The 17,333-nt window shown below is 64.1% G+C and carries 19 protein-coding genes and 1 pseudogene; 9 read left to right on the top strand and 11 right to left on the bottom strand.

All coding sequences use genetic code 11. The features are described 5' to 3' along the window. The first annotated feature begins 57 nt into the window (after nucleotides 1-57). Complete coding sequence (locus ACXAHG_RS20220; RefSeq protein ID WP_475060211.1) at nucleotides 58-1,098, top strand: NAD(P)/FAD-dependent oxidoreductase; 1,041 nt, start codon at nucleotides 58-60, stop codon at nucleotides 1,096-1,098. A 230-nt stretch (nucleotides 1,099-1,328) separates the two neighbouring features. Here ACXAHG_RS20220 and ACXAHG_RS20215 read toward each other — a convergent pair whose 3' ends face one another. The 5 genes from ACXAHG_RS20215 to ACXAHG_RS20195 form a co-directional block, all read right to left on the bottom strand. Beyond that, nucleotides 1,329-2,147, bottom strand: coding sequence for an HTD2 family dehydratase (locus tag ACXAHG_RS20215; RefSeq protein ID WP_475041098.1), 819 nt, complete (start codon nucleotides 2,145-2,147; stop codon nucleotides 1,329-1,331). Nucleotides 2,148-2,183: 36 nt separating this feature from the next. Next, nucleotides 2,184-2,726 carry an NADPH-dependent FMN reductase gene (locus ACXAHG_RS20210; protein ID WP_475060208.1) on the bottom strand — a complete coding sequence of 181 codons (543 nt, stop codon included), beginning with the start codon at nucleotides 2,724-2,726 and terminating at the stop codon, nucleotides 2,184-2,186. Nucleotides 2,727-2,896: 170 nt separating this feature from the next. Next, on the bottom strand, nucleotides 2,897-3,556 hold the full coding sequence (locus tag ACXAHG_RS20205) for a YiaD family glycine zipper/OmpA-like lipoprotein (RefSeq protein WP_475060206.1): 660 nt from the start codon (nucleotides 3,554-3,556) through the stop codon (nucleotides 2,897-2,899). Nucleotides 3,557-3,680: 124 nt separating this feature from the next. After that, nucleotides 3,681-4,370 carry a helix-turn-helix transcriptional regulator gene (locus ACXAHG_RS20200; protein ID WP_475041093.1) on the bottom strand — a complete coding sequence of 230 codons (690 nt, stop codon included), beginning with the start codon at nucleotides 4,368-4,370 and terminating at the stop codon, nucleotides 3,681-3,683. Nucleotides 4,371-4,637: 267 nt separating this feature from the next. Beyond that, nucleotides 4,638-5,507 (bottom strand): methylated-DNA--[protein]-cysteine S-methyltransferase, encoded by an 870-nt coding sequence (locus tag ACXAHG_RS20195; RefSeq protein WP_475060203.1) that lies wholly within the window; start codon nucleotides 5,505-5,507, stop codon nucleotides 4,638-4,640. Between the two features lie 135 nt (nucleotides 5,508-5,642). Here ACXAHG_RS20195 and ACXAHG_RS20190 point away from each other — a divergent pair, with 135 nt between their 5' ends. From ACXAHG_RS20190 to ACXAHG_RS20175, 4 genes are all read left to right on the top strand, one after another. Beyond that, the gene (locus tag ACXAHG_RS20190) at nucleotides 5,643-6,092 is read left to right on the top strand and encodes a MarR family winged helix-turn-helix transcriptional regulator (RefSeq protein WP_475060201.1); all 450 of its coding nucleotides are present in this window, start codon (nucleotides 5,643-5,645) and stop codon (nucleotides 6,090-6,092) included. A gap of 1 nt (nucleotide 6,093) precedes the next feature. Then, complete coding sequence (locus ACXAHG_RS20185; protein ID WP_475060199.1) at nucleotides 6,094-6,750, top strand: cysteine hydrolase family protein; 657 nt, start codon at nucleotides 6,094-6,096, stop codon at nucleotides 6,748-6,750. 105 nt (nucleotides 6,751-6,855) lie between these two features. Then, nucleotides 6,856-7,500 carry an endonuclease III gene (gene nth / locus ACXAHG_RS20180; RefSeq protein ID WP_039133431.1) on the top strand — a complete coding sequence of 215 codons (645 nt, stop codon included), beginning with the start codon at nucleotides 6,856-6,858 and terminating at the stop codon, nucleotides 7,498-7,500. A gap of 60 nt (nucleotides 7,501-7,560) precedes the next feature. Next, nucleotides 7,561-8,553 (top strand): adenosine kinase, encoded by a 993-nt coding sequence (locus tag ACXAHG_RS20175; RefSeq protein WP_475041087.1) that lies wholly within the window; start codon nucleotides 7,561-7,563, stop codon nucleotides 8,551-8,553. Nucleotides 8,554-8,690: 137 nt separating this feature from the next. Here ACXAHG_RS20175 and ACXAHG_RS20170 read toward each other — a convergent pair whose 3' ends face one another. Further along, nucleotides 8,691-9,176 (bottom strand): MarR family winged helix-turn-helix transcriptional regulator, encoded by a 486-nt coding sequence (locus ACXAHG_RS20170; protein WP_475041086.1) that lies wholly within the window; start codon nucleotides 9,174-9,176, stop codon nucleotides 8,691-8,693. 75 nt (nucleotides 9,177-9,251) lie between these two features. On the opposite strand from ACXAHG_RS20170, the gene ACXAHG_RS20165 reads away from it, so the two are divergent. Continuing rightward, nucleotides 9,252-10,124, top strand: a complete 873-nt coding sequence (locus ACXAHG_RS20165) for a DMT family transporter (RefSeq protein WP_475041084.1) — start codon at nucleotides 9,252-9,254, stop codon at nucleotides 10,122-10,124. 6 nt (nucleotides 10,125-10,130) lie between these two features. Here the strand turns inward: ACXAHG_RS20165 and ACXAHG_RS20160 are convergent, their stop codons facing one another. Beyond that, complete coding sequence (locus tag ACXAHG_RS20160; RefSeq protein WP_475060196.1) at nucleotides 10,131-10,589, bottom strand: hypothetical protein; 459 nt, start codon at nucleotides 10,587-10,589, stop codon at nucleotides 10,131-10,133. Nucleotides 10,590-10,725: 136 nt separating this feature from the next. Next, entirely contained in the window at nucleotides 10,726-11,208 is a 483-nt protein-coding gene (locus ACXAHG_RS20155) for an RNA pyrophosphohydrolase (protein ID WP_019297275.1), read from the bottom strand. A gap of 138 nt (nucleotides 11,209-11,346) precedes the next feature. On the opposite strand from ACXAHG_RS20155, the gene ACXAHG_RS20150 reads away from it, so the two are divergent. Next, a complete protein-coding gene (locus ACXAHG_RS20150) occupies nucleotides 11,347-13,374 on the top strand; it encodes an FAD-dependent oxidoreductase (RefSeq protein WP_475060193.1) in 2,028 nt (675 codons plus the stop codon). A 245-nt stretch (nucleotides 13,375-13,619) separates the two neighbouring features. On the opposite strand, the pseudogene ACXAHG_RS20145 reads toward ACXAHG_RS20150, so the two are convergent. The 3 genes and pseudogenes from ACXAHG_RS20145 to ACXAHG_RS20135 all read right to left on the bottom strand — a co-directional run bounded on the left by ACXAHG_RS20145 (nucleotide 13,620) and on the right by ACXAHG_RS20135 (nucleotide 14,811). Then, nucleotides 13,620-13,963, bottom strand: a pseudogene (locus ACXAHG_RS20145) (antibiotic biosynthesis monooxygenase family protein). Nucleotides 13,964-13,975: 12 nt separating this feature from the next. Then, nucleotides 13,976-14,296 (bottom strand): NIPSNAP family protein, encoded by a 321-nt coding sequence (locus tag ACXAHG_RS20140; protein ID WP_475060190.1) that lies wholly within the window; start codon nucleotides 14,294-14,296, stop codon nucleotides 13,976-13,978. A 74-nt stretch (nucleotides 14,297-14,370) separates the two neighbouring features. Next, nucleotides 14,371-14,811, bottom strand: coding sequence for a DUF4399 domain-containing protein (locus ACXAHG_RS20135; RefSeq protein ID WP_475060188.1), 441 nt, complete (start codon nucleotides 14,809-14,811; stop codon nucleotides 14,371-14,373). Between the two features lie 197 nt (nucleotides 14,812-15,008). On the opposite strand from ACXAHG_RS20135, the gene ACXAHG_RS20130 reads away from it, so the two are divergent. Together ACXAHG_RS20130 and ACXAHG_RS20125 are read left to right on the top strand one after the other, a co-directional pair. Beyond that, nucleotides 15,009-15,920 carry an AEC family transporter gene (locus tag ACXAHG_RS20130; RefSeq protein ID WP_475060186.1) on the top strand — a complete coding sequence of 304 codons (912 nt, stop codon included), beginning with the start codon at nucleotides 15,009-15,011 and terminating at the stop codon, nucleotides 15,918-15,920. Between the two features lie 165 nt (nucleotides 15,921-16,085). Further along, a complete protein-coding gene (locus ACXAHG_RS20125; protein WP_475041075.1) occupies nucleotides 16,086-16,997 on the top strand; it encodes a LysR family transcriptional regulator in 912 nt (303 codons plus the stop codon). Nucleotides 16,998-17,333 lie beyond the last annotated feature (336 nt).

Raw genomic sequence — 17,333 nt, 5'->3', positions numbered from 1 at the left:
CTATAATCCTCTAAGCGGTTGTGCGGAACGGCGCGACACTGGCGAAAGGAACGGCAAATGGCAATGGCAGATATCACGGTGCGCGGCGCAGGCATCTTTGGCCTGTCGATTGCCTGGGTCTGCGCCCGGCGCGGCGCAACTGTGCAGGTGGTGGACCCGTTTGGCGCCGGTGCGGGTTCCAGCGGCGGGCTGGTCGGCGCCCTCGCCCCGCATGTGCCGGAGAACTGGAACCCCAAGAAACAGTTCCAGCTCGAAAGCCTTTTGATGGCCGAAGCGTTCTGGGCAGAGGTCGAGGCCACCGGCGGCGTCTCGCCCGGCTATGGCCGCACCGGCCGGCTGCAGCCCATCAATGACACCCGCACCCTGGAGCTTGCCCGCCAGCGGGAAGCCACCGCGCAGGAATTCTGGCAAGACGCGGCTGAATGGCGGGTCTGCGAGGCCGCCTCCCTCGGCCCCTGGGTGCCGCCCAGCGCCACCGGCTATGTAATCCACGACACTCTCAGCGCCCGCATGCACCCCCGCCGCGCCTGCGCCGCGCTTGTCTCCGCCCTCGCCGTGATGGGCGTAGAAGTGCAGCCCGAAGTGCCCGATCGAGGAAAAGTAGTGCATGCCAAAGGCTATGCGGGTCTCCTGGAGCTGAACGATATCATCGGCAAAACCATCGGCGGCGGCGTCAAGGGCCAGGCTGCCCTCCTGCGCTTCCACGAGGGCGAGGTGCCGCAGCTCTATGCCGATGGGCTGCATATCATTCCCCACGCCGACGGCACCCTGGCGATCGGCTCTACCAGCGAACGCGATTTCGAGGACGGCAAGGCAACGGACGAACAGCTGGACGATGTGATCGAACGCGCCCGCACGGCAGTGCCGGTGCTGCACGGCGCTGAGGTGATCGAACGCTGGGCCGGCGTGCGCCCCCGTGCCAAATCCCGCGCCCCGATGCTGGGCGCCTGGCCAGGGCGCGAGGGCCACTTCATCGCCAACGGCGGCTTCAAGATCGGTTTTGGCATGGCGCCCAAGGCAGCCCATGTGATGGCGGACCTGCTCTTGGAAGACAATGACAACATTCCGCAGGGCTTCCGGGTGGAAGACAACCTCTGACCGGCGCGCACCTCCTGCCCTTTGGCGGGTCAAGGGCGGCGCAGCCGCCGCGCGGCACGCGCGGTTAACCCTTGAGGCGTCAAAGGGCGTTTCACAATTGAGTCGGCGCCTTGAGGGGCAGCGTTGCCCATCAAGCGCTTCTCAGCAAAATCCCCTGCGCTGTGCAGCAGCGCCACGCCCAAGCCCCTAATCTGCCCGCCAGGGCAGCTTGGGGCGCGGGAGCACCTCCTTCAGCCGCGCGGCACTGCAATTGCACTCATGCATTGCCGCCCGTCCGGCCCGCGTACCCACAGGTCCCGGCCGTTGCGGCACAAAACAGCGGTTTCGAAATGCATCAGGGGAGACGTCGCCCGGAAGGAAAACTCCGCCAGCGGGCTCATCAGCTCCTCTGCCAGCAGCATCAGTTGCTGCGCCAATAGAGGGCCATGCACCACCAGCCCTTCGTACCCTTCGACATCGCGGGCATAGTCCAGATCATAGTGGATCCGGTGCCCGTTGAAGGTCAGCGCCGAATAGCGGAACAGCAGGGTTGAACTGAAGGAAACCTGCCGCGCATCTGTCTCATCCCTCCGCGCCGCCGGCGGCACCGGCCTGGGCGCAGCCGGGTCCGGGTCCCCGCGGTAAACCAGGTCATGCCACTCGGTGAGGCACAACCGCCCGTCTTGCCGGATCTCATGGCGCAGGGTCACCAGGCCCAATTGGCCGGTGCGGCCGGCTTTGCGCTCCGCCTTCTCTAATACGGACATCTTTTCGGCCGCAACACCTGCCCGCAAAGGCGCCTCAAACCGCAAGCGCCCGCCAGCCCACATCCGCCGCGGCAGGCCCAGGTCCGGGATCAGCCCGGCACCGCCCACCTTTGGATGGCCGTCCCGCCCCAGGTTTCCGGGCGGCAGCGGCGTCCAGAAATAGAGCTGGTGAAAGAAAGGCGGCAGCGCGCTGCCCGCGCCGATGTCCGGCTCCAGCCCCAGCGCGGTTTGAAAGGCAGCGGCCCGGGCCGGATCCATCATGTCCGTCAGCCGCTGCTGCGGCGGTGCGCTTGCAATACTCATGCCGCCACCTTAGCCGCGGCCGGCTGCAAGGCAAGCTTAGTGCACGGCTTCCGCGCGCAGCTTCTGCATCAGCTTGGTGAGCGTGCCTTCATACTGTTCGCTGATCAGCCGCCCGGCTTCGTCGAACTCCTTGCCTGATCCGGCCAGATGCACCCCCGGCCCGGCAATCACCCGCGGCTGGAAAGGCACCAGAAAGCCGCGCAGCAGCGCTTGTGCCTGCTCGCCACCGGCCCGGCCGGCCGCCGCCGACATCACTGCGACCGGCTTGTCCGCCCAGGGGTTGCCTTCGGTGCGGCTGACCCAGTCGAGCGCGTTTTTCAGCACGCCGGAGGGCCCCTTGTTGTATTCCGGGGTGGAAATCGCGATGGCATCCGCCGCCGCAATCTGATCCGCAAGCGCTTGCACCGCGGCCGGGATGCCTTCCGCGGCTTCGGCGTCGCCATCATAAAGCGGCAGGTTCAAATCCGCCGCCACCACAGTTGCGGGCCCGAACACGCGGGCAGCTTCCGCCAGCAGCTTGCGGTTTGTGGCCGCGCTGCGCAGCGAGCCGGAAATGGTGAGCAATACGGGGTCGGCCATCGGAAGCTCCTTTTTGTGCGTCTCCTTGGTGCGCATCATGTATGCGGCGTGCCTTGTCTGAAAACATCCATGAACGCGCAGGTCATGTGCAAGGCTACAGCAGGAGACCTGCGGCATGAAAAAGCCCGCCCCAAACGGGGCGGGCCGTGAAGTTCCGCAAGTGCCGGGGGTCAGGCCGCCTGCGGGATCACCACCACCTCGACGCGGCGGTTGCGGGCCTTGCCCTCCGGCGTCAGGTTGGAGGCCACTGGCTGCTCTTCGCCGCGGCCGATGATGCGAATGCGGTGATAGGGCACCCCGCCCGCCTGGATCTGGTCGGCCACCGCATTGGCGCGGCGCTCCGACAGGCCCTGATTGTAACCGGCATCGCCATCGCTGTCAGTATGGCCGATCACCTGGATGGTGCTGCTGGGGTAACGCACCAGGCTGTCGGCAACCCGGCGCAGATCGCCCTGCACCGCCGGCGCGATTGCATAGCTGTCGGTGGCAAAGGTCAGATCGTTAGGGAAGGACAGGATCAGCCGGTCGCCAGTGTTGACGATGGTGATCGAGTCATTGGCCAAGGTCTGGCGCAGTTCGCGCTCCTGCGCGTCCAGCTGGTTGCCGATCACCCCGCCGGCAGTGGCACCAACCAGCGCGCCGGTCACAGCCCCCAGGCCGCGGTCGGAATCATTGGCAATGGCTCCGACACCGGCACCGATGATGCCGCCTAGGATAGCGCCCTGCTGGGTATTGCTGCCCGGCGTGCCGATGGTTGCCGGATCGGTACAGGCGCTCAGGCCCAGCGCGGCGGCAACAAATCCTGCCGTGGTGAGTTTCATCTGCATCATCAAATCTGCCTTCTTCTTTCTCAAATCCGGGCCGCGCCCGGCGTTCCGCTCAAATATCGTGCCGCTGTGCCGCCTTCTCAAGGCAGGATTGCCTCACATTGGCGAAATACCGCGCAAAGCCGCCTCAGGGCGCAAAGGCAAAGTCCCAGCCTTCCTGCTCAATCCACAGCTTTCGCAGCGTTGCGGCCTCAGGCGCAAAACCGTCCTCCAGCATTTCTGCTGCGAACATCCGGTCGGTCCGGAAGTGGCGGAAACCGCTGCGCAGCTCGCACCAGGCGGCCAGCATGGTGCTTTCTATGTGATAAATCAGCGCCAGCGGGCGCAAGGTGCGGCAGGTCTCGCCGCTGTCCGGGCTGACATAAGAGATCCGCAGCTTGCGGCTTTCCCGCACCGCCTGGCGCAGCAGCGCCTTGGACACGCATCCCTGGTCCGGATCATCCAGCGGCGCACCCCAGGGCGCCACTTGCAGCCAGTCGGCAGTGGCATGCACGTCGGTGATCTTGCGGCTGACCCGTTCTGCCGCCTGTTGCAGCGCACCATCCCCGGTGCGTATCAGCATTGCCAGCCCCACATGCAACGCTTCCAGCTCCTCCTCATCAAAGTTGAGCGGCGGCAGATCATATCCCTTGCGCAGGATATAGCCGACCCCAGCCTCGCCTTCGACCGGCGTACGCATCGCCTGCAGCGCCGCGATGTCGCGGTAGATGGTGCGTTTGCTGACTTCCAGCATCTGTGCCAGATCCTCTGCCCGCACCGGTGACGCAGCAGAACGCAGGATCTGGATGATTTCGAACAGGCGTCCGGTACGCGGCATGGGCAGGCTCCAGTGACAGTCTGCTGACATCTTAGCACAGGCCACTGACAGCAGCCTGTCAGCAGTGGTCTGTTTTTCTGCCCTCAGAAAAGGAGAAACTAATGCTGACCTATGACTGGATAACCATGATCACCCTGGGCAAAGACCGCTGGGACACCCGGCAACGCCTTCCAAAACCTTATGAAGCGGAGCGGGACGCTGCCCGCCTGCGCCACGAGACACAGCAAGCCGCCGAACGCCCTGCCGCCGGCCTGCTGCAGCGCCTGTTCAGCCGGCAGCGCGCATATCATCTGCCGCAGCCTCCTCATCCCGCGCAGCCTCATAGGCAAGCATCGCGCGTTTGACAGGCAGGCCCCAGTGATAGCCGCCCAGTGCACCGGACTTGCGCAAGGCACGATGGCAGGGGATCAGCCAGCTGACCGGGTTACGCCCGACTGCGGTACCAACGGCGCGCACCGCCTTGGGGGCGCCGATCGCCTGGGCCAGTTCGGAATAGGTGGTGACATGGCCTGTGGGGATGCGCAGCAGCGCCTCCCACACCTTGATCTGCAGGGGCGCGCCGATCATGTGCAAGGCAGTCTCGCCCTTCTGGGCAAAGGCTGCCTCGGCCAGCGGCCGCAACGCGGTGGGGTCCTCGATGAACTCCGCCTGCGGCCAGCGGGCGCGCATGTCCGCCATCGCCGGTTCCGCCCCGGTCTCAGCGGCAAAGGCCAGACCGCAAATACCTTTTTCCGTCCCCATCACCAGGGCCAAGCCAAAGGGGCTGTCGAACCAGCCGCAGAAGATCCGCAAGCCATCACCCTTGCGGGCGTATTCGCCGGGGCTCATCGCTTCCCAGCGCAGAAACAGGTCGTGCAGCCGGCCGGACCCTGACAGCCCCACCGCATGGGAGGCCTCCAGCGTGGTGAATCGCTCGCGCAGCAGCGCCTTGGCGTGTCCGAGCCGCAGATACTGCTGGTAGCGCTTGGGCGAGACCCCGACCCAGGCCGAAAACAGCCGCTGGAAATGCGCCGGGCTCATGTCCATGCGGGCGGCCAGCTGTTCCAGCGTCAGATCTTCGCCGCCATCGTCGATCAGTTCGATCGCCCGGCGCATGACGCCGTAATGATAGGTGTTTTCCCGTGCTTCGATATTCATCGGCCCAACCTGTTCTGACTTGCTCCTCAACCTACTGCGCAAAGCGCTGGCAATCGACCCGGAAGTTGCGGTTACCTGAGCCTCCCTCTTGTCAACTCAATTGACTAATAGCCCTCCTGCACCTACCCTGCCGCCATGACACAGGCATTGGATCAGCTCTACGAGGCCGTGCAGGCCACCCGCCCGCTGCTGCGCGGGATCACCGCCGCGGTCGAGCAAGGCACCCTGCCGCACGGCATCACCCTGGGCCAGCGCGCGCTGCTGGAAGGGCTGCTCAATCGCCCTGGCGCCACAGCGCCGCAGCTGGGCAAGGATCTTCAGCTGAAACGGCAGTTCGTGTCGCGCACCCTGAAGGAGCTGCGGCAGGAGGTGCTGATCGAGGCCAACCCCAACCCGGCCCGCAAGGGCAGCTCCTGCTACCGGCTCACCCCCCGCGGCGCGGAGATCATCCAGGAGATCCGGACCCGTGAAACTGCGGTTCTGCAAGACTTTGCCAGAGGCTTCTCCGACGCGGACATCGCCACGCACCACCGGGTGCAACTGGCGCTCACGCGTTTCTTCCTGAACCAGGCGCAGGAGGGCTGACATGATTGTTCTTTGGATCCTGGGCGGCATGGGCCTACTGGCCGCCGCTTATACGGCCTGGGGGATCCGGCGGATGACCGCTCCGACCCGCGGCCCCCGCATTGACCCCGCCAAACGCCCCGGCACTGCGCTGCTGGTGATCGACATGCAGGAGGATTTCACCCGGCTGCAAGCAGGGCGGGACTGGAGCGAGGCAGATCTCCTCGCCGCCATCAGCTGCATCCAGCAGCTTGCCCGCAAAGCCCTCTCCCGCGGCGAACCGGTGATCGTGATCCGTCACGTCATGAAGGGCTGGTGGACCAACCGGCTGAACAGCTGGGCCAACCAGGGCCTGGGCAACCGCGACTCAGCAGGCCTGGGGCTGGACCCGCGGCTGCAGCTGCCGGTGTCGGCTGAGTTCGTGAAACATATTGGCGACGCCTTTTCCTCGCCGGCGCTTGAAGACTATCTGGCAGAAAACCGCATCGGCACACTGCAGATGACGGGCCTTGATGGATGCCATTGCGTCAAGAATACAGCCTGCGGCGCCCTGAACCGCAGCTTTAAAGTGGACATCATTCCTGCTGCAGTTCTAGCTGCCGACAAGGCAGGCTGGAAACGCGAGCAATCCCGGCTCGCAGAAGACGGTGCAATATTCCAGGCCTGTAATTCGGAGTAAGGTCTTGTACCCGGGTTGCACCAGCGCCGCAGGGTTGCCAAGCTTCCCGCACCCGGCTCGCTAAATCATTGCGCCCGCGGGTGAGAACAGGCCATAAGCGCAGCCATGGCAAAGCAACTCGATTATCATACGCTCCGCGAGATCTTTACGCGGTTCCAGGCAGCTGAGCCCGAACCCAAAGGCGAGCTGGAACATGTCAACGCTTATACGCTGGTGGTGGCGGTGGCGCTGTCAGCACAGGCCACCGATGCCGGTGTGAACAAGGCAACCCGCGAGCTGTTCAAGATCGCCGACACCCCGCAGAAAATGCTGGATCTGGGCGAAGAGCAGCTGATCGAGCATATCAAGACCATTGGCCTTTACCGCAACAAGGCCAAGAACGTGATCAAACTGTCGAAGATCCTGGTCGAAGACTACGGCGGCGAGGTGCCGAATTCCCGCGCTGCTCTGCAGTCACTGCCTGGTGTGGGCCGCAAAACCGCCAATGTGGTGCTGAACATGTGGTGGAAACAGCCTGCGCAGGCGGTGGATACCCATATCTTCCGGGTCGGCAACCGTTCCGGCATCGCGCCGGGCAAGGATGTGGACGCCGTGGAGCGCGCGGTGGAGGACAACATCCCGGCGGATTTCCAGCAGCACGCCCATCACTGGCTGATCCTGCACGGGCGCTATCACTGCAAGGCGCGCAAGCCGATGTGCGGCAGCTGCCTGATCCGCGACCTCTGCATGTACGAAGACAAGAATCTGTAAACTTTTTTGGCGGCATAGTGGCCACGACCAAAACCGCTCCGGAACCCCCGAGGAGGGACCATGACCAAAACCTATCAGCTCGTCGGTATTGGCAATGCCGTGGTCGATGTGATCGCGCAGTGCGAGGACAGCTTTCTGGCCGAACAGGGCATCGAAAAGGGCATCATGCAGCTGATCGAACGCGACCGCTGCGAAGATTTGTATGCGGCGATGGGCAACCGGGTATTAACGCCGGGCGGCTCAGTGGCCAATACAATCGCAGGTGCTGGCGCGCTGGGGCTGGAGGCTGCGTTTATCGGCCGGGTCCGGGACGACGCGCTGGGTAAATTCTATGCCGATGCGATGAACAACGAGGGCGTCGGGTTCGTGAACCCGCCGGTTGCGGACGAAGAGCTGCCAACCTCGCGGTCGATGATCTTTGTCTCACCCGATGGCGAGCGGTCCATGAACACCTATCTGGGCACCTCGTCCGAGCTAAGCTCCACCGACGTGCCGGAGGAGGTTGCCGGCAATGCGCAGATCATGTTCCTGGAAGGCTATCTGTTCGACAAGGACAAGGGCAAGACTGCCTTTATGGAAGCCGCCCGGAAATGTCGCGAGGGCGGCGGCCGGGTTGGCATTTCGATTTCTGATCCGTTCTGCGTTGAACGCCACCGCGCGGACTTCCTAACCCTGATCGGCGAAGAGCTGGATTTTGTCATCGGCAACCAGGACGAAATTTGCGCCCTGTTTGAAACCGATGAACTGGAAAAGGCGATGGCCAGGACCGCGGCGATCTGCCCGTTGGTGGTCTGCACCCGGTCCGGCGACGGGGTGACTGTACTGAACGAAGGCGTGCGCATCGACGTGCCCGTTGAGATGATCACCCCCGTGGACGCCACCGGTGCCGGCGACCAGTTCGCCGCCGGTTTCCTGTTCGGCATGGCCACAGGGCGCAGCATGGAAGTCTGCGCACGCATGGGCTGCATCTGCGCAGGCGAGGTGATCCGCCATATCGGCCCGCGCCCTGAAACCAATGTGCGCCACCTGCTGGAAGAGGCCGGGCTGGTTTAAACCTGCGCAGCCCTCCCGCCCGCCGGAACCGCACCTAACGGTGCGCTTCCGCCCGATGGGCACAGCGCGGCGCGGCTTTGCCGCCTCGCGCACCCTGCCTGCCTGCGGCGGGCAAAGCAGATGTTCAGACTGCAATCTCAGCCGCCGGCCGCCTCCAGGGCTCTGCCCAGAAGTGCCGTGAACGCAGCAACTTCCTGCGCGTTCATATCCTCCAAAAGCCGCGCCTGGGTTTTTACATGCTCAGTAACCGCCTTATCGATCAAGGCGCGCCCCTCTTCTGTCAGCCCGACCAGAAAACTGCGGCTGTCCTCCGGGTTCACCTCCCGTTTGACCAGCCCGTCTGCCTCCAGCCGGTCGATCCGGTTGGTCATCGTTCCCGATGCCACCATTGTCGCCTTCAGCAGATCGCCCGGTGACAGCGTATAGGGAGCCCCGGACCGGCGCAGCGTGGCCAGCACATCAAACTTGGCCGCATTCAACCCGAATTCCGCAAAGGTCTTATGCATTTCACGCTGATAGGCCAGATACAGCCGCGCCACCCGGCCAATCACGCCCATGGCCGTCACATCCAGGTCCGGCCGCTCCCGCCCCCATTGCAGGGTGATAAAATCCACATGATCCATGCCGACGGTGTAGACCTTTACATCTTGACGTCAAGATAAAATCCATTATCTCGACATCAAGATAAGGAGATCTACATGCCAATCCGGACCCTTCTGCTGACCGCGCTGGCCCCCGCCATCTGGGGCAGCAGCTACATTGTGACGACCACCCTGCTGCCCGGCCACTCACCGCTGGTTGTGGCGCTGCTGCGGGCTCTGCCCGCCGGGCTTCTTCTGCTGGTGCTGGTGCGCCGGCTGCCGCCCCCCAACTGGATGCCACGGCTGATGGTTCTCGGTGCGCTGAACTTCTCGCTGTTCTGGGTGCTGCTGTTCCTGTCCGCCTACCGCCTGCCGGGCGGGGTTGCCGCAACGCTGGGAGCGGTGCAGCCGCTGATCGTGGTGTTCCTGTCCGCCTTGCTGCTGCAGACGCAGATCCGCGCCGCTGCCATTGCCGCCTCGCTTCTGAGCATGGCAGGTGTCGCCCTGCTGGTCCTGACCCCAGCCGCCCAACTCGACACTTTAGGCGTTCTTGCCGGCCTCGGAGGAGCGCTGTCGATGGCCGCCGGCGTTGTTCTCACCCGCAAGTGGCAGCCGCCGGTGCCGCCCCTCACCTTCACCGCCTGGCAGCTGACTGCAGGCGGGCTTCTGCTGGTGCCTGTTGCTTTGTGGATAGTGCCTGAGATGCCGGTCTTCACGGCTGCCAATATCCTGGGCCTTGCCTACATGAGCCTCATCGGCGGCGCGCTGACCTATATCCTGTGGTTCCGCGGCCTTGCCCGGCTCGACCCATCGCAGGTTTCGCTCCTGGGTGTGCTCAGCCCGCTGTCTGCCGTGATCCTGGGCTGGCTGCTGCTGAATGAGACCCTGACGCCGAACCAGATGCTGGGTGCCGTGCTGGCCCTGTTCAGCCTGTGGCTTGGCCAATCCCGCCTGCGGTTGCGCAAACCGCTGACCGCTCCGACGGAGTAACCCGGATCACTGCGGCAGGGCAGGCTCGCACGCTTTACCGCGGTGGCAATCTAGCACCTGCCGCCGCACTTCCGGTGTATCATCAAACGCAAGCCCGCCGCAGGCATTCGCCCGGACCACCAGCGCCTTCCCGCGCTGTTCGGCAAAAAACACATAGCCCGCGCCGGACTTCATCCCACCGCACCAAGGGCCCAGGCATTCCACCTCCAGCGTCACCGGCAGATTAACCCGGCCTGAGAAATACTTGCCCTCCAGCAGCTTGCCCGTCAGCTGCGCCGGGACGCGGGTCAGCGGCGGCGTGTCATTGGGATTATCAGCATGCGACTGCGGCAGCAGGGTTTCGTCAAACCGCAGCTCGCCTGCGATGACGTTGTAGACGCTGTCCGATTTTGCGGCCTGCAGATAGGCGTCCGCCGGACCCCAGGCCAGGCAGCTGAGGGCCGCAGCCGGGCCGGCCAAAAACATCAGGAAGCTCACGGATAGGGCAGCGCCCGCTCCGCCGGGGAGGAAGCGAAGCACCTGCCCAGTGGGGGGCGGGACGTGCGCTGCCCGGTCTATAAGACGGGCGGTGACATTCAGCAAACCATACAAGAACCGCATCTCACAAATACTCCCGGAACTCTGCCACCACCCGCGCATAGACCTCGCGCTTGAACGGCACGATCTTCTCCACAAGGCTCTCCACCGGCTGCCAGCACCAGGCCGAGAACTCCGGATCATCAGTCTCGATATTGACCTGGTCATCCGTGCCGAGGAACCGCATCAGATACCACTTCTGTTCCTGCCCGCGGTATTTGCCGCCCCAGAAACTGGGCACCACGTCATGCGGCAGATCATAGGGCAGCCAGCCGTTGCTTTCGGCGATGATCTCGACCAGGTCAGGCGCTACACCGGTTTCTTCCTCCAACTCGCGCAGCGCCGCAATCCGCGGGTCCTCACCCGCGTCGATCCCGCCCTGCGGCATCTGCCAGGCGTCCTTGTAGCGGTCCTTGCGCTGACCGACGAACACCGCTCCCTCGGCATTGATCAGCATCACCCCGACGTTGGGGCGGTAGGGCAGCTTGGCAATCTCTTCCGGCGTCATCAGGCTCTCCTAGGCAAAGGTTTTCACAACCTTAGACCGCTTGCCGCCGGGGCACGCAAGGGGGTGACGCGGCGTTTGCCCGTGACAAGGCGGCCCGCGCCCTTGATCCTAGGGGCAACTGCCAGGGAGAGTTTTACGATGACAGCGTACCCCAATCTGCTTGCCCCGCTGGATCTGGGCTTTACCCGGCTCAAGAACCGGGTGCTGATGGGCTCAATGCACACCGGGCTGGAGGAGACCGGAGACTGGAACCGGGTTGCAGAATTCTATGCCGCCCGCGCCCGCGGCGGGGTGGCGCTGATGGTGACCGGCGGGATCGGCCCGAACCTGGAAGGGTCCGTGCTGCCGGGGGCCTCGATGATGACCTCGCCCAAGGATGTAGAGAACCACCGCGTGGTGACGGACCGGGTGCATGCGGCGGGCGGCAAGATTGCCATGCAGATCCTGCACGCTGGCCGATATGCCTATGGCCCCAAATGCGTCGCCCCCAGCCCTGTGAAATCGCCGATCTCCCCTTTCCCGCCGCATGAGCTGGACGAGGATGGCATCGAAAAGCAGATCGCCGACATCGTGAACGCCGCCCGGCTGGCGCAGGAGGCAGGCTATGACGGCGTCGAAATCATGGGATCGGAGGGCTACTTCCTCAACCAGTTCCTGGTCACCCACACCAACAAGCGCACCGACCGCTGGGGCGGTTCCTATGAAAACCGGATGCGGCTGCCGATCGAAGTGGTGCGCCGCACGCGCAAGGCCGTGGGCCGCGATTTCATCATCATCTTCCGCCTGTCGATGATCGACCTGGTGCCGAACGGCTCCACGCATGAGGAAGTCGTGCAACTGGCACAGGAAATCGAAAAGGCCGGCGCCACAATCCTCAACACCGGCATCGGCTGGCACGAGGCCCGTATCCCGACCATCGCCACCTCGGTTCCCCGCGCGGCCTTTGCCTGGGTCACCAAGAAGCTGATGGGCAAGGTCGGCATCCCAGTGATCACCTCCAACCGCATCAACACACCCAAGGTCGCCGAGCAGGTGCTGGCCGAGGGCTGCGCCGACATGGTGTCGATGGCCCGGCCGATGCTGGCGGATGCCGATTTCGTGGCCAAGGCCGAAGCCGGGCAAGCGGACCAGATCGCTCCCTGCATCGCCTGCAACCAGGCCTGCCTCGACCATACCTTCAGCGGCAAGCTGACCTCCTGCCTGGTCAATCCGCGTGCCTGCCACGAGACTGAATTGGTGATCGACCCCGCGGCCACGTCCAAATCCGTTGCCATCGTCGGCGCCGGCCCCGCAGGCCTCGCCACAGCCCTAACGGCTGCCCAGCGCGGCCACAGGGTCACCCTGTTCGACCGCGCCGGTGAAATTGGCGGCCAGCTCAACATGGCCAAACAGGTGCCGGGCAAGGAGGAATTTTGGGGACTGGTGGATTGGTACAGGGTGATGGTGGCTGATGCCGGCATCACCTTGGAGCTGGGCCGTGAGGTTGCGGCAGAGGACCTGACCGCCTTCGACGAGGTGGTGATCGCCACCGGCGTCACCCCGCGCGATCCCGCCATCCCCGGCCAGGACCGGGACAATGTGCTGAGTTACATCGACGTGCTGCGCCACAAGAAGCCGGCGGGCCGGCACGTTGCTGTGGTCGGCGCGGGCGGCATCGGCTTTGACGTCTCCGAATTTCTTCTGGAAGAGGGCCACAGCCCCACCACCGACCTGCCTGCCTGGCTGAAGGAATGGGGCGTGGCCGACCCGGCTGAACACCGCGCAGGCCTCGCCCCCGACGGTCCCCAGCCCGCAGCCCCTGCCCGCCAGGTGACGCTGTTGCAGCGCAAGGCCGAACGCCACGGCAAGCGGCTGGGAAAGACCACCGGCTGGATTCACCGAGCCGCACTCAAGATGAAGAACGTTGAGTTCGTCGGCGGCGTCAACTACGAGCGCATCGACGCTGAAGGCCTGCATGTTAGCTTTGGCGAGGCTAGGGAAAATCCGCGGGTGATCCCGGCAGACACCATCGTGCTGTGCGCGGGCCAAGTCTCCGAACGGTCCTTGGCTGATGATCTCGCAGACCGCGGCATCACCGCTCATGTGATCGGCGGGGCCGATGTGGCCGCGGAACTGGATGCCAAACGCGCCATCAATCAGGGCACCCGTCTGGCTGCCAGTCTCTAAGGCGGCCGAAGCTCTCCCGCCTGCGTCACCCGGCCCTTTCTTTCAGGCCTGGACCACAGTTGGGCCAGGCGCCGCGCCGGCGGCGCGGCGGAGGGCACTGCGTCATGGCGCAGTGCCGTGCCCAACGGGTGCAGGAGCATTTCAATGCGCCTAAGCCGGGCGGGAGCCGCCCGCTGCAGCAGTTGGGACAAGCATCAGCGCAGATCTTTCAAAATTCTTTGCGGCAACTCTGGCTGGCACAAAGATCAGCCGTGTACGGCCACGCTGTCCCGCGGGGCCTCTGCCCGCGCCTCCATGCCGTAATCGCGGATCACACCCGCGACGCGCAGCCGGTAGTCCGCAAAATACTCCCCGCGCCCCTTGGCCTGCGCCGCCGGTGCGCCGGAAGCTGGCGCCAGGCCGCCAGTGCCTCCTCGCTTTCCCAGAACGACAGCGACAGCAGCTTGCCCGGCGTTGCCAGGCTCTGGAAGCGCTCGACCGAAATGAAACCCTCGATCCCTTCAAACAGCGGCCGCAGCCCGGCCGCATGTTCAAAGTAACTGTCCTTCATGCCTTCAGCCGGCTCGACCTCAAAAATAACGGCAATCATTCCGCTCTGCTCCTATCTCTCGCCATGCGGCTCCGAAACCAGCTTCAGCCAGGTTCGGTCCTCGCGCAGCAAAAACCTTTCCTTTTGCGCGAACTCGTAATTCTCCCGCCCCAGCGGATCGGCCGCCAACCGCGCGCGATAGGCCTCGTATTCCGCCAGGCTCTCCACGTTGTAGATGCCATAAGCCAGTGTCGAAGACCCCTCGTGCGGGGCAAAATACCCGATCAGGTCCGCCCCGCAGCGCGGAATCGCCTGCCCCCAGTTGCGGGCGTATTGTTCGAACTGCGCCTTCTTGGCCGGGTCGATTTTATAGCGGATGATGCAGGTCAGCATGGAAGGTCCTCTTGTTTTGGGTCCTCCTGCCTAACCTGTGCCGCCGCCCGGATGTTTCGCTCCGGGCTGAAGCGTCACTCTACCGTGATCGTAATCACCTCAGAAATCACCGGCACCGCGTGCGGCACATGGCCCGCATCGCCCAGCACCAGTTGCAGCGTATGGCGGCCCGGAGACAGTTCCAGCGTCACCTCGGTCTGGCCGCCGCCAAAATGCAGATGGTTTTCGTCAGAAGGCAGGCCATAGGCCAGCTCATCTGCGCCCTCCTCCCCTTCGCCCAGCGGCGGCCGGTCGATCAGCAAGTGGTGATGGCCGGTGTTCTCCTTCGCCACCCCGGCCGGCGCCACCCCCATGCCAGACAGGCCAAAGACCAGCGTCACCGGCGACGTGACCGTATCCCCATCTTCAACATTGGCGAAATACACCTTTGCCCCTGGGTTCGAAGGCGTCTCCCCGCCCGCCAGCAAGGGGGCCGCCAGGCAGGCAGACACCGCAGCCGCAATCAGCAGTTTCATCTCGCTTCCTCCAGCACTTCGCTCTGCTATCACGTTAAAGCTAGCTGTGCATGGGCTGGCGGCAATCCGACCGCCTTTCCAGGATGCACAAATTTGCGTCAGCAAAGCGCCCGGCCCATGCCGGTCTCATGCTTTTGCTTGCCTGCCGCACCCAGCGGCGCCACTGTCGCCAGCGTAAAGCAAGGCAGGGGGCCGCCGTGGTTTTTGCAGTCATTCTGATGGGTCTTACCCCCAGCTTCCTGATGGTCGCACTGGGCGGCCTGGTGCGCAGGCGGCTGGCACCGCAGGCCTGGCAGGGTCTCGACAAGCTGAATTTCGAGGTGCTGTTTCCGGCTCTGCTGTTCTTTGCAGCCTGCGGACGGCCCATCGCGGCAGCCGATTTGGGCCGTATCGGCCCTGCAGTCTGGAGCATCCTGGCCCTGGCACTGGGCCTCGGCCTGCTGGCACGCAGTTTCAGAGCAAGCAGCTTTCTCGACTTTGCAGGTGCCTGGCAGACCGCCTGGCGTTTCAATACGGCCATTGCGTTTGTCGCCCTGCCCGCGATCGGCACAGAGCTGACCGGCCAGATGGCTGTTGCCATCGGCATGGCGGTGCCGGTCGCCAATGTGCTGGCCGTCACGGCGCTGTCACGCGGCGGCAGCCTGTCGTTGCGGGAAACAGTGCTGAAGATTGCGCTGAATCCCTTCCTGCTGGCCTCCATTGCAGGCGTCGCAGTTGGCTTGTCCGGTTATAAAATCCCGGCCCCGATCCTGGCCCCGGCCGAAATGCTGGCCCATGCCGCCATTCCGATTGCGCTGCTCTCCATTGGCGCCACGATGAACTGGCGGGCCCTTGCGCGGCTGGATCTCTTTAACGGCTATCTGTGCCTGGTGCGGCTGGTGCTGGTTCCGGCGCTGGTCCTGGCGGCCTGCCTGCTGCTGCGCGCGGAGGCCGGCCTGGCCGCTGTTCTGGTGCTGTTTGCTGCTCTGCCTACGGCCTCCGCCGCTCATGTGCTGGCTTCCGCCTTTGGCGCCGACCGGGAGCTTGCTGCCACGCTAATTGCGCAATCCACACTCCTCAGCGCAATCACCCTGCCCCTGTGGATTCTGGTGATAAAACTCACATTTTAAAGGTATTTTAACCTTCCTACTGCCGTCCCGCCGGCCAAAGCCGCCGCCGTTTCCACAGCGCAAACGATCCGCACGAAACCTCGCAATTATCCCAAGCCTGCCCCGATCTTGCCCGATTTCACCTGCAACACTGAGGGCAACAAGGAATTGCGAGGACGGGTGAACATGGACCGACTGACGGAAATGGAGGCCTTTGCCAATGTGGTGGACCAAGGGGGCTTCACCGATGCGGCGCGGAAGATGGGGATTTCGAAATCTGCCGTCTCCAAACATGTCTCCAGCTTGGAGGCCCGCCTTGGCGCGCGGCTCCTGAACCGCACCACCCGCCGGGTCTCGCCCACCGAGATCGGCCTGGCCTATTACGACCGGGCCCGCCGGGTGCTGAATGACGCAGGCGAAGCAGACGCGCTGGTCACCTCGATGCAATCTGCGCCCTCCGGCCTGCTGCGAATTTCGGTCGCCACCGATTTCGGGGTCAATCACCTGTCGCCGGTGCTGTCGGACTTCCTGCGCGATTTCCCGGACATCACTGTCAATATGGTGCTGAACAACCGCTATGTGGAGCTGATTTCCGAAGGTTTCGACATGGCAGTGCGGATCGGCGAGCTGGAAGACAGCTCCCTGCGCGCCCGCAAGCTGACCGAAACCACCAAGCGGATGATCGCCTCTCCTGCCTATCTTGAGAAATACGGCCGGCCCCAGAAAATCGACGAGCTGAACAACCACAAGCTTTTGCATTACTCCAGCCAGTCCAGCGGCAATGTCTGGAAGATCACCGCACCGTCAGGCGAAAAACGCCAGGTGCGTACCTCCGGCTGGCTGTCGGTCAATGACGGGCAGTCGCTGCTGAACGCGGCGATCTCGGGCCTCGGCATCGCCTATCTGCCCAGCTACCTCTACTCCGAAGCGCTGGAGGAAGGACTGGTCGAGGACGTGATGCCCAGTCTGCCGATGGAAACCCAAGGCATCTACGCGGTCTATCCGCCTGGCAAATTCACCCAGCCCAAGGTGCGCGCCTTCATCGACTTCCTGGTTGCAGCTTTTGCCGACCGCGATCCTTCCGAATGGAAAACCTGAACCGGTTCAACGGAAAACCGGACCAAGACATCCCTCGAAGACCTGCCCCCGCGCCGCGCGCGGGGGCTCTTTTGCGTTTCCATTCAGCGGCCGGGTTCAGAAGGGGGAAATCTCCCGCCCGGACCGGATCAATCAAAGATTGCCCCGCTCCAGTTGGGCCTGGCGCCGCTGTGCGGCGCGGGGGGGGGGGGAGGAGGGGGGGGAGGGGGGGGAAGGGGGGGGGGGGAGGGGGAGGGAATGAATATCACAGATTTGGCAATCAGCCATAAGGTGCGGGCTTTGGAGCCATTCGGTGGCGCTCCGCTGCTCCAGCGCGGCAGCGGCCAGCAAGCAGAG

It is taken from the genome of Leisingera sp. ABD4_442, from assembly GCF_056160905.1.
Note: the sequence above shows the minus strand (reverse complement) of the source record. Positions and strands in the feature narration are given on the sequence as shown.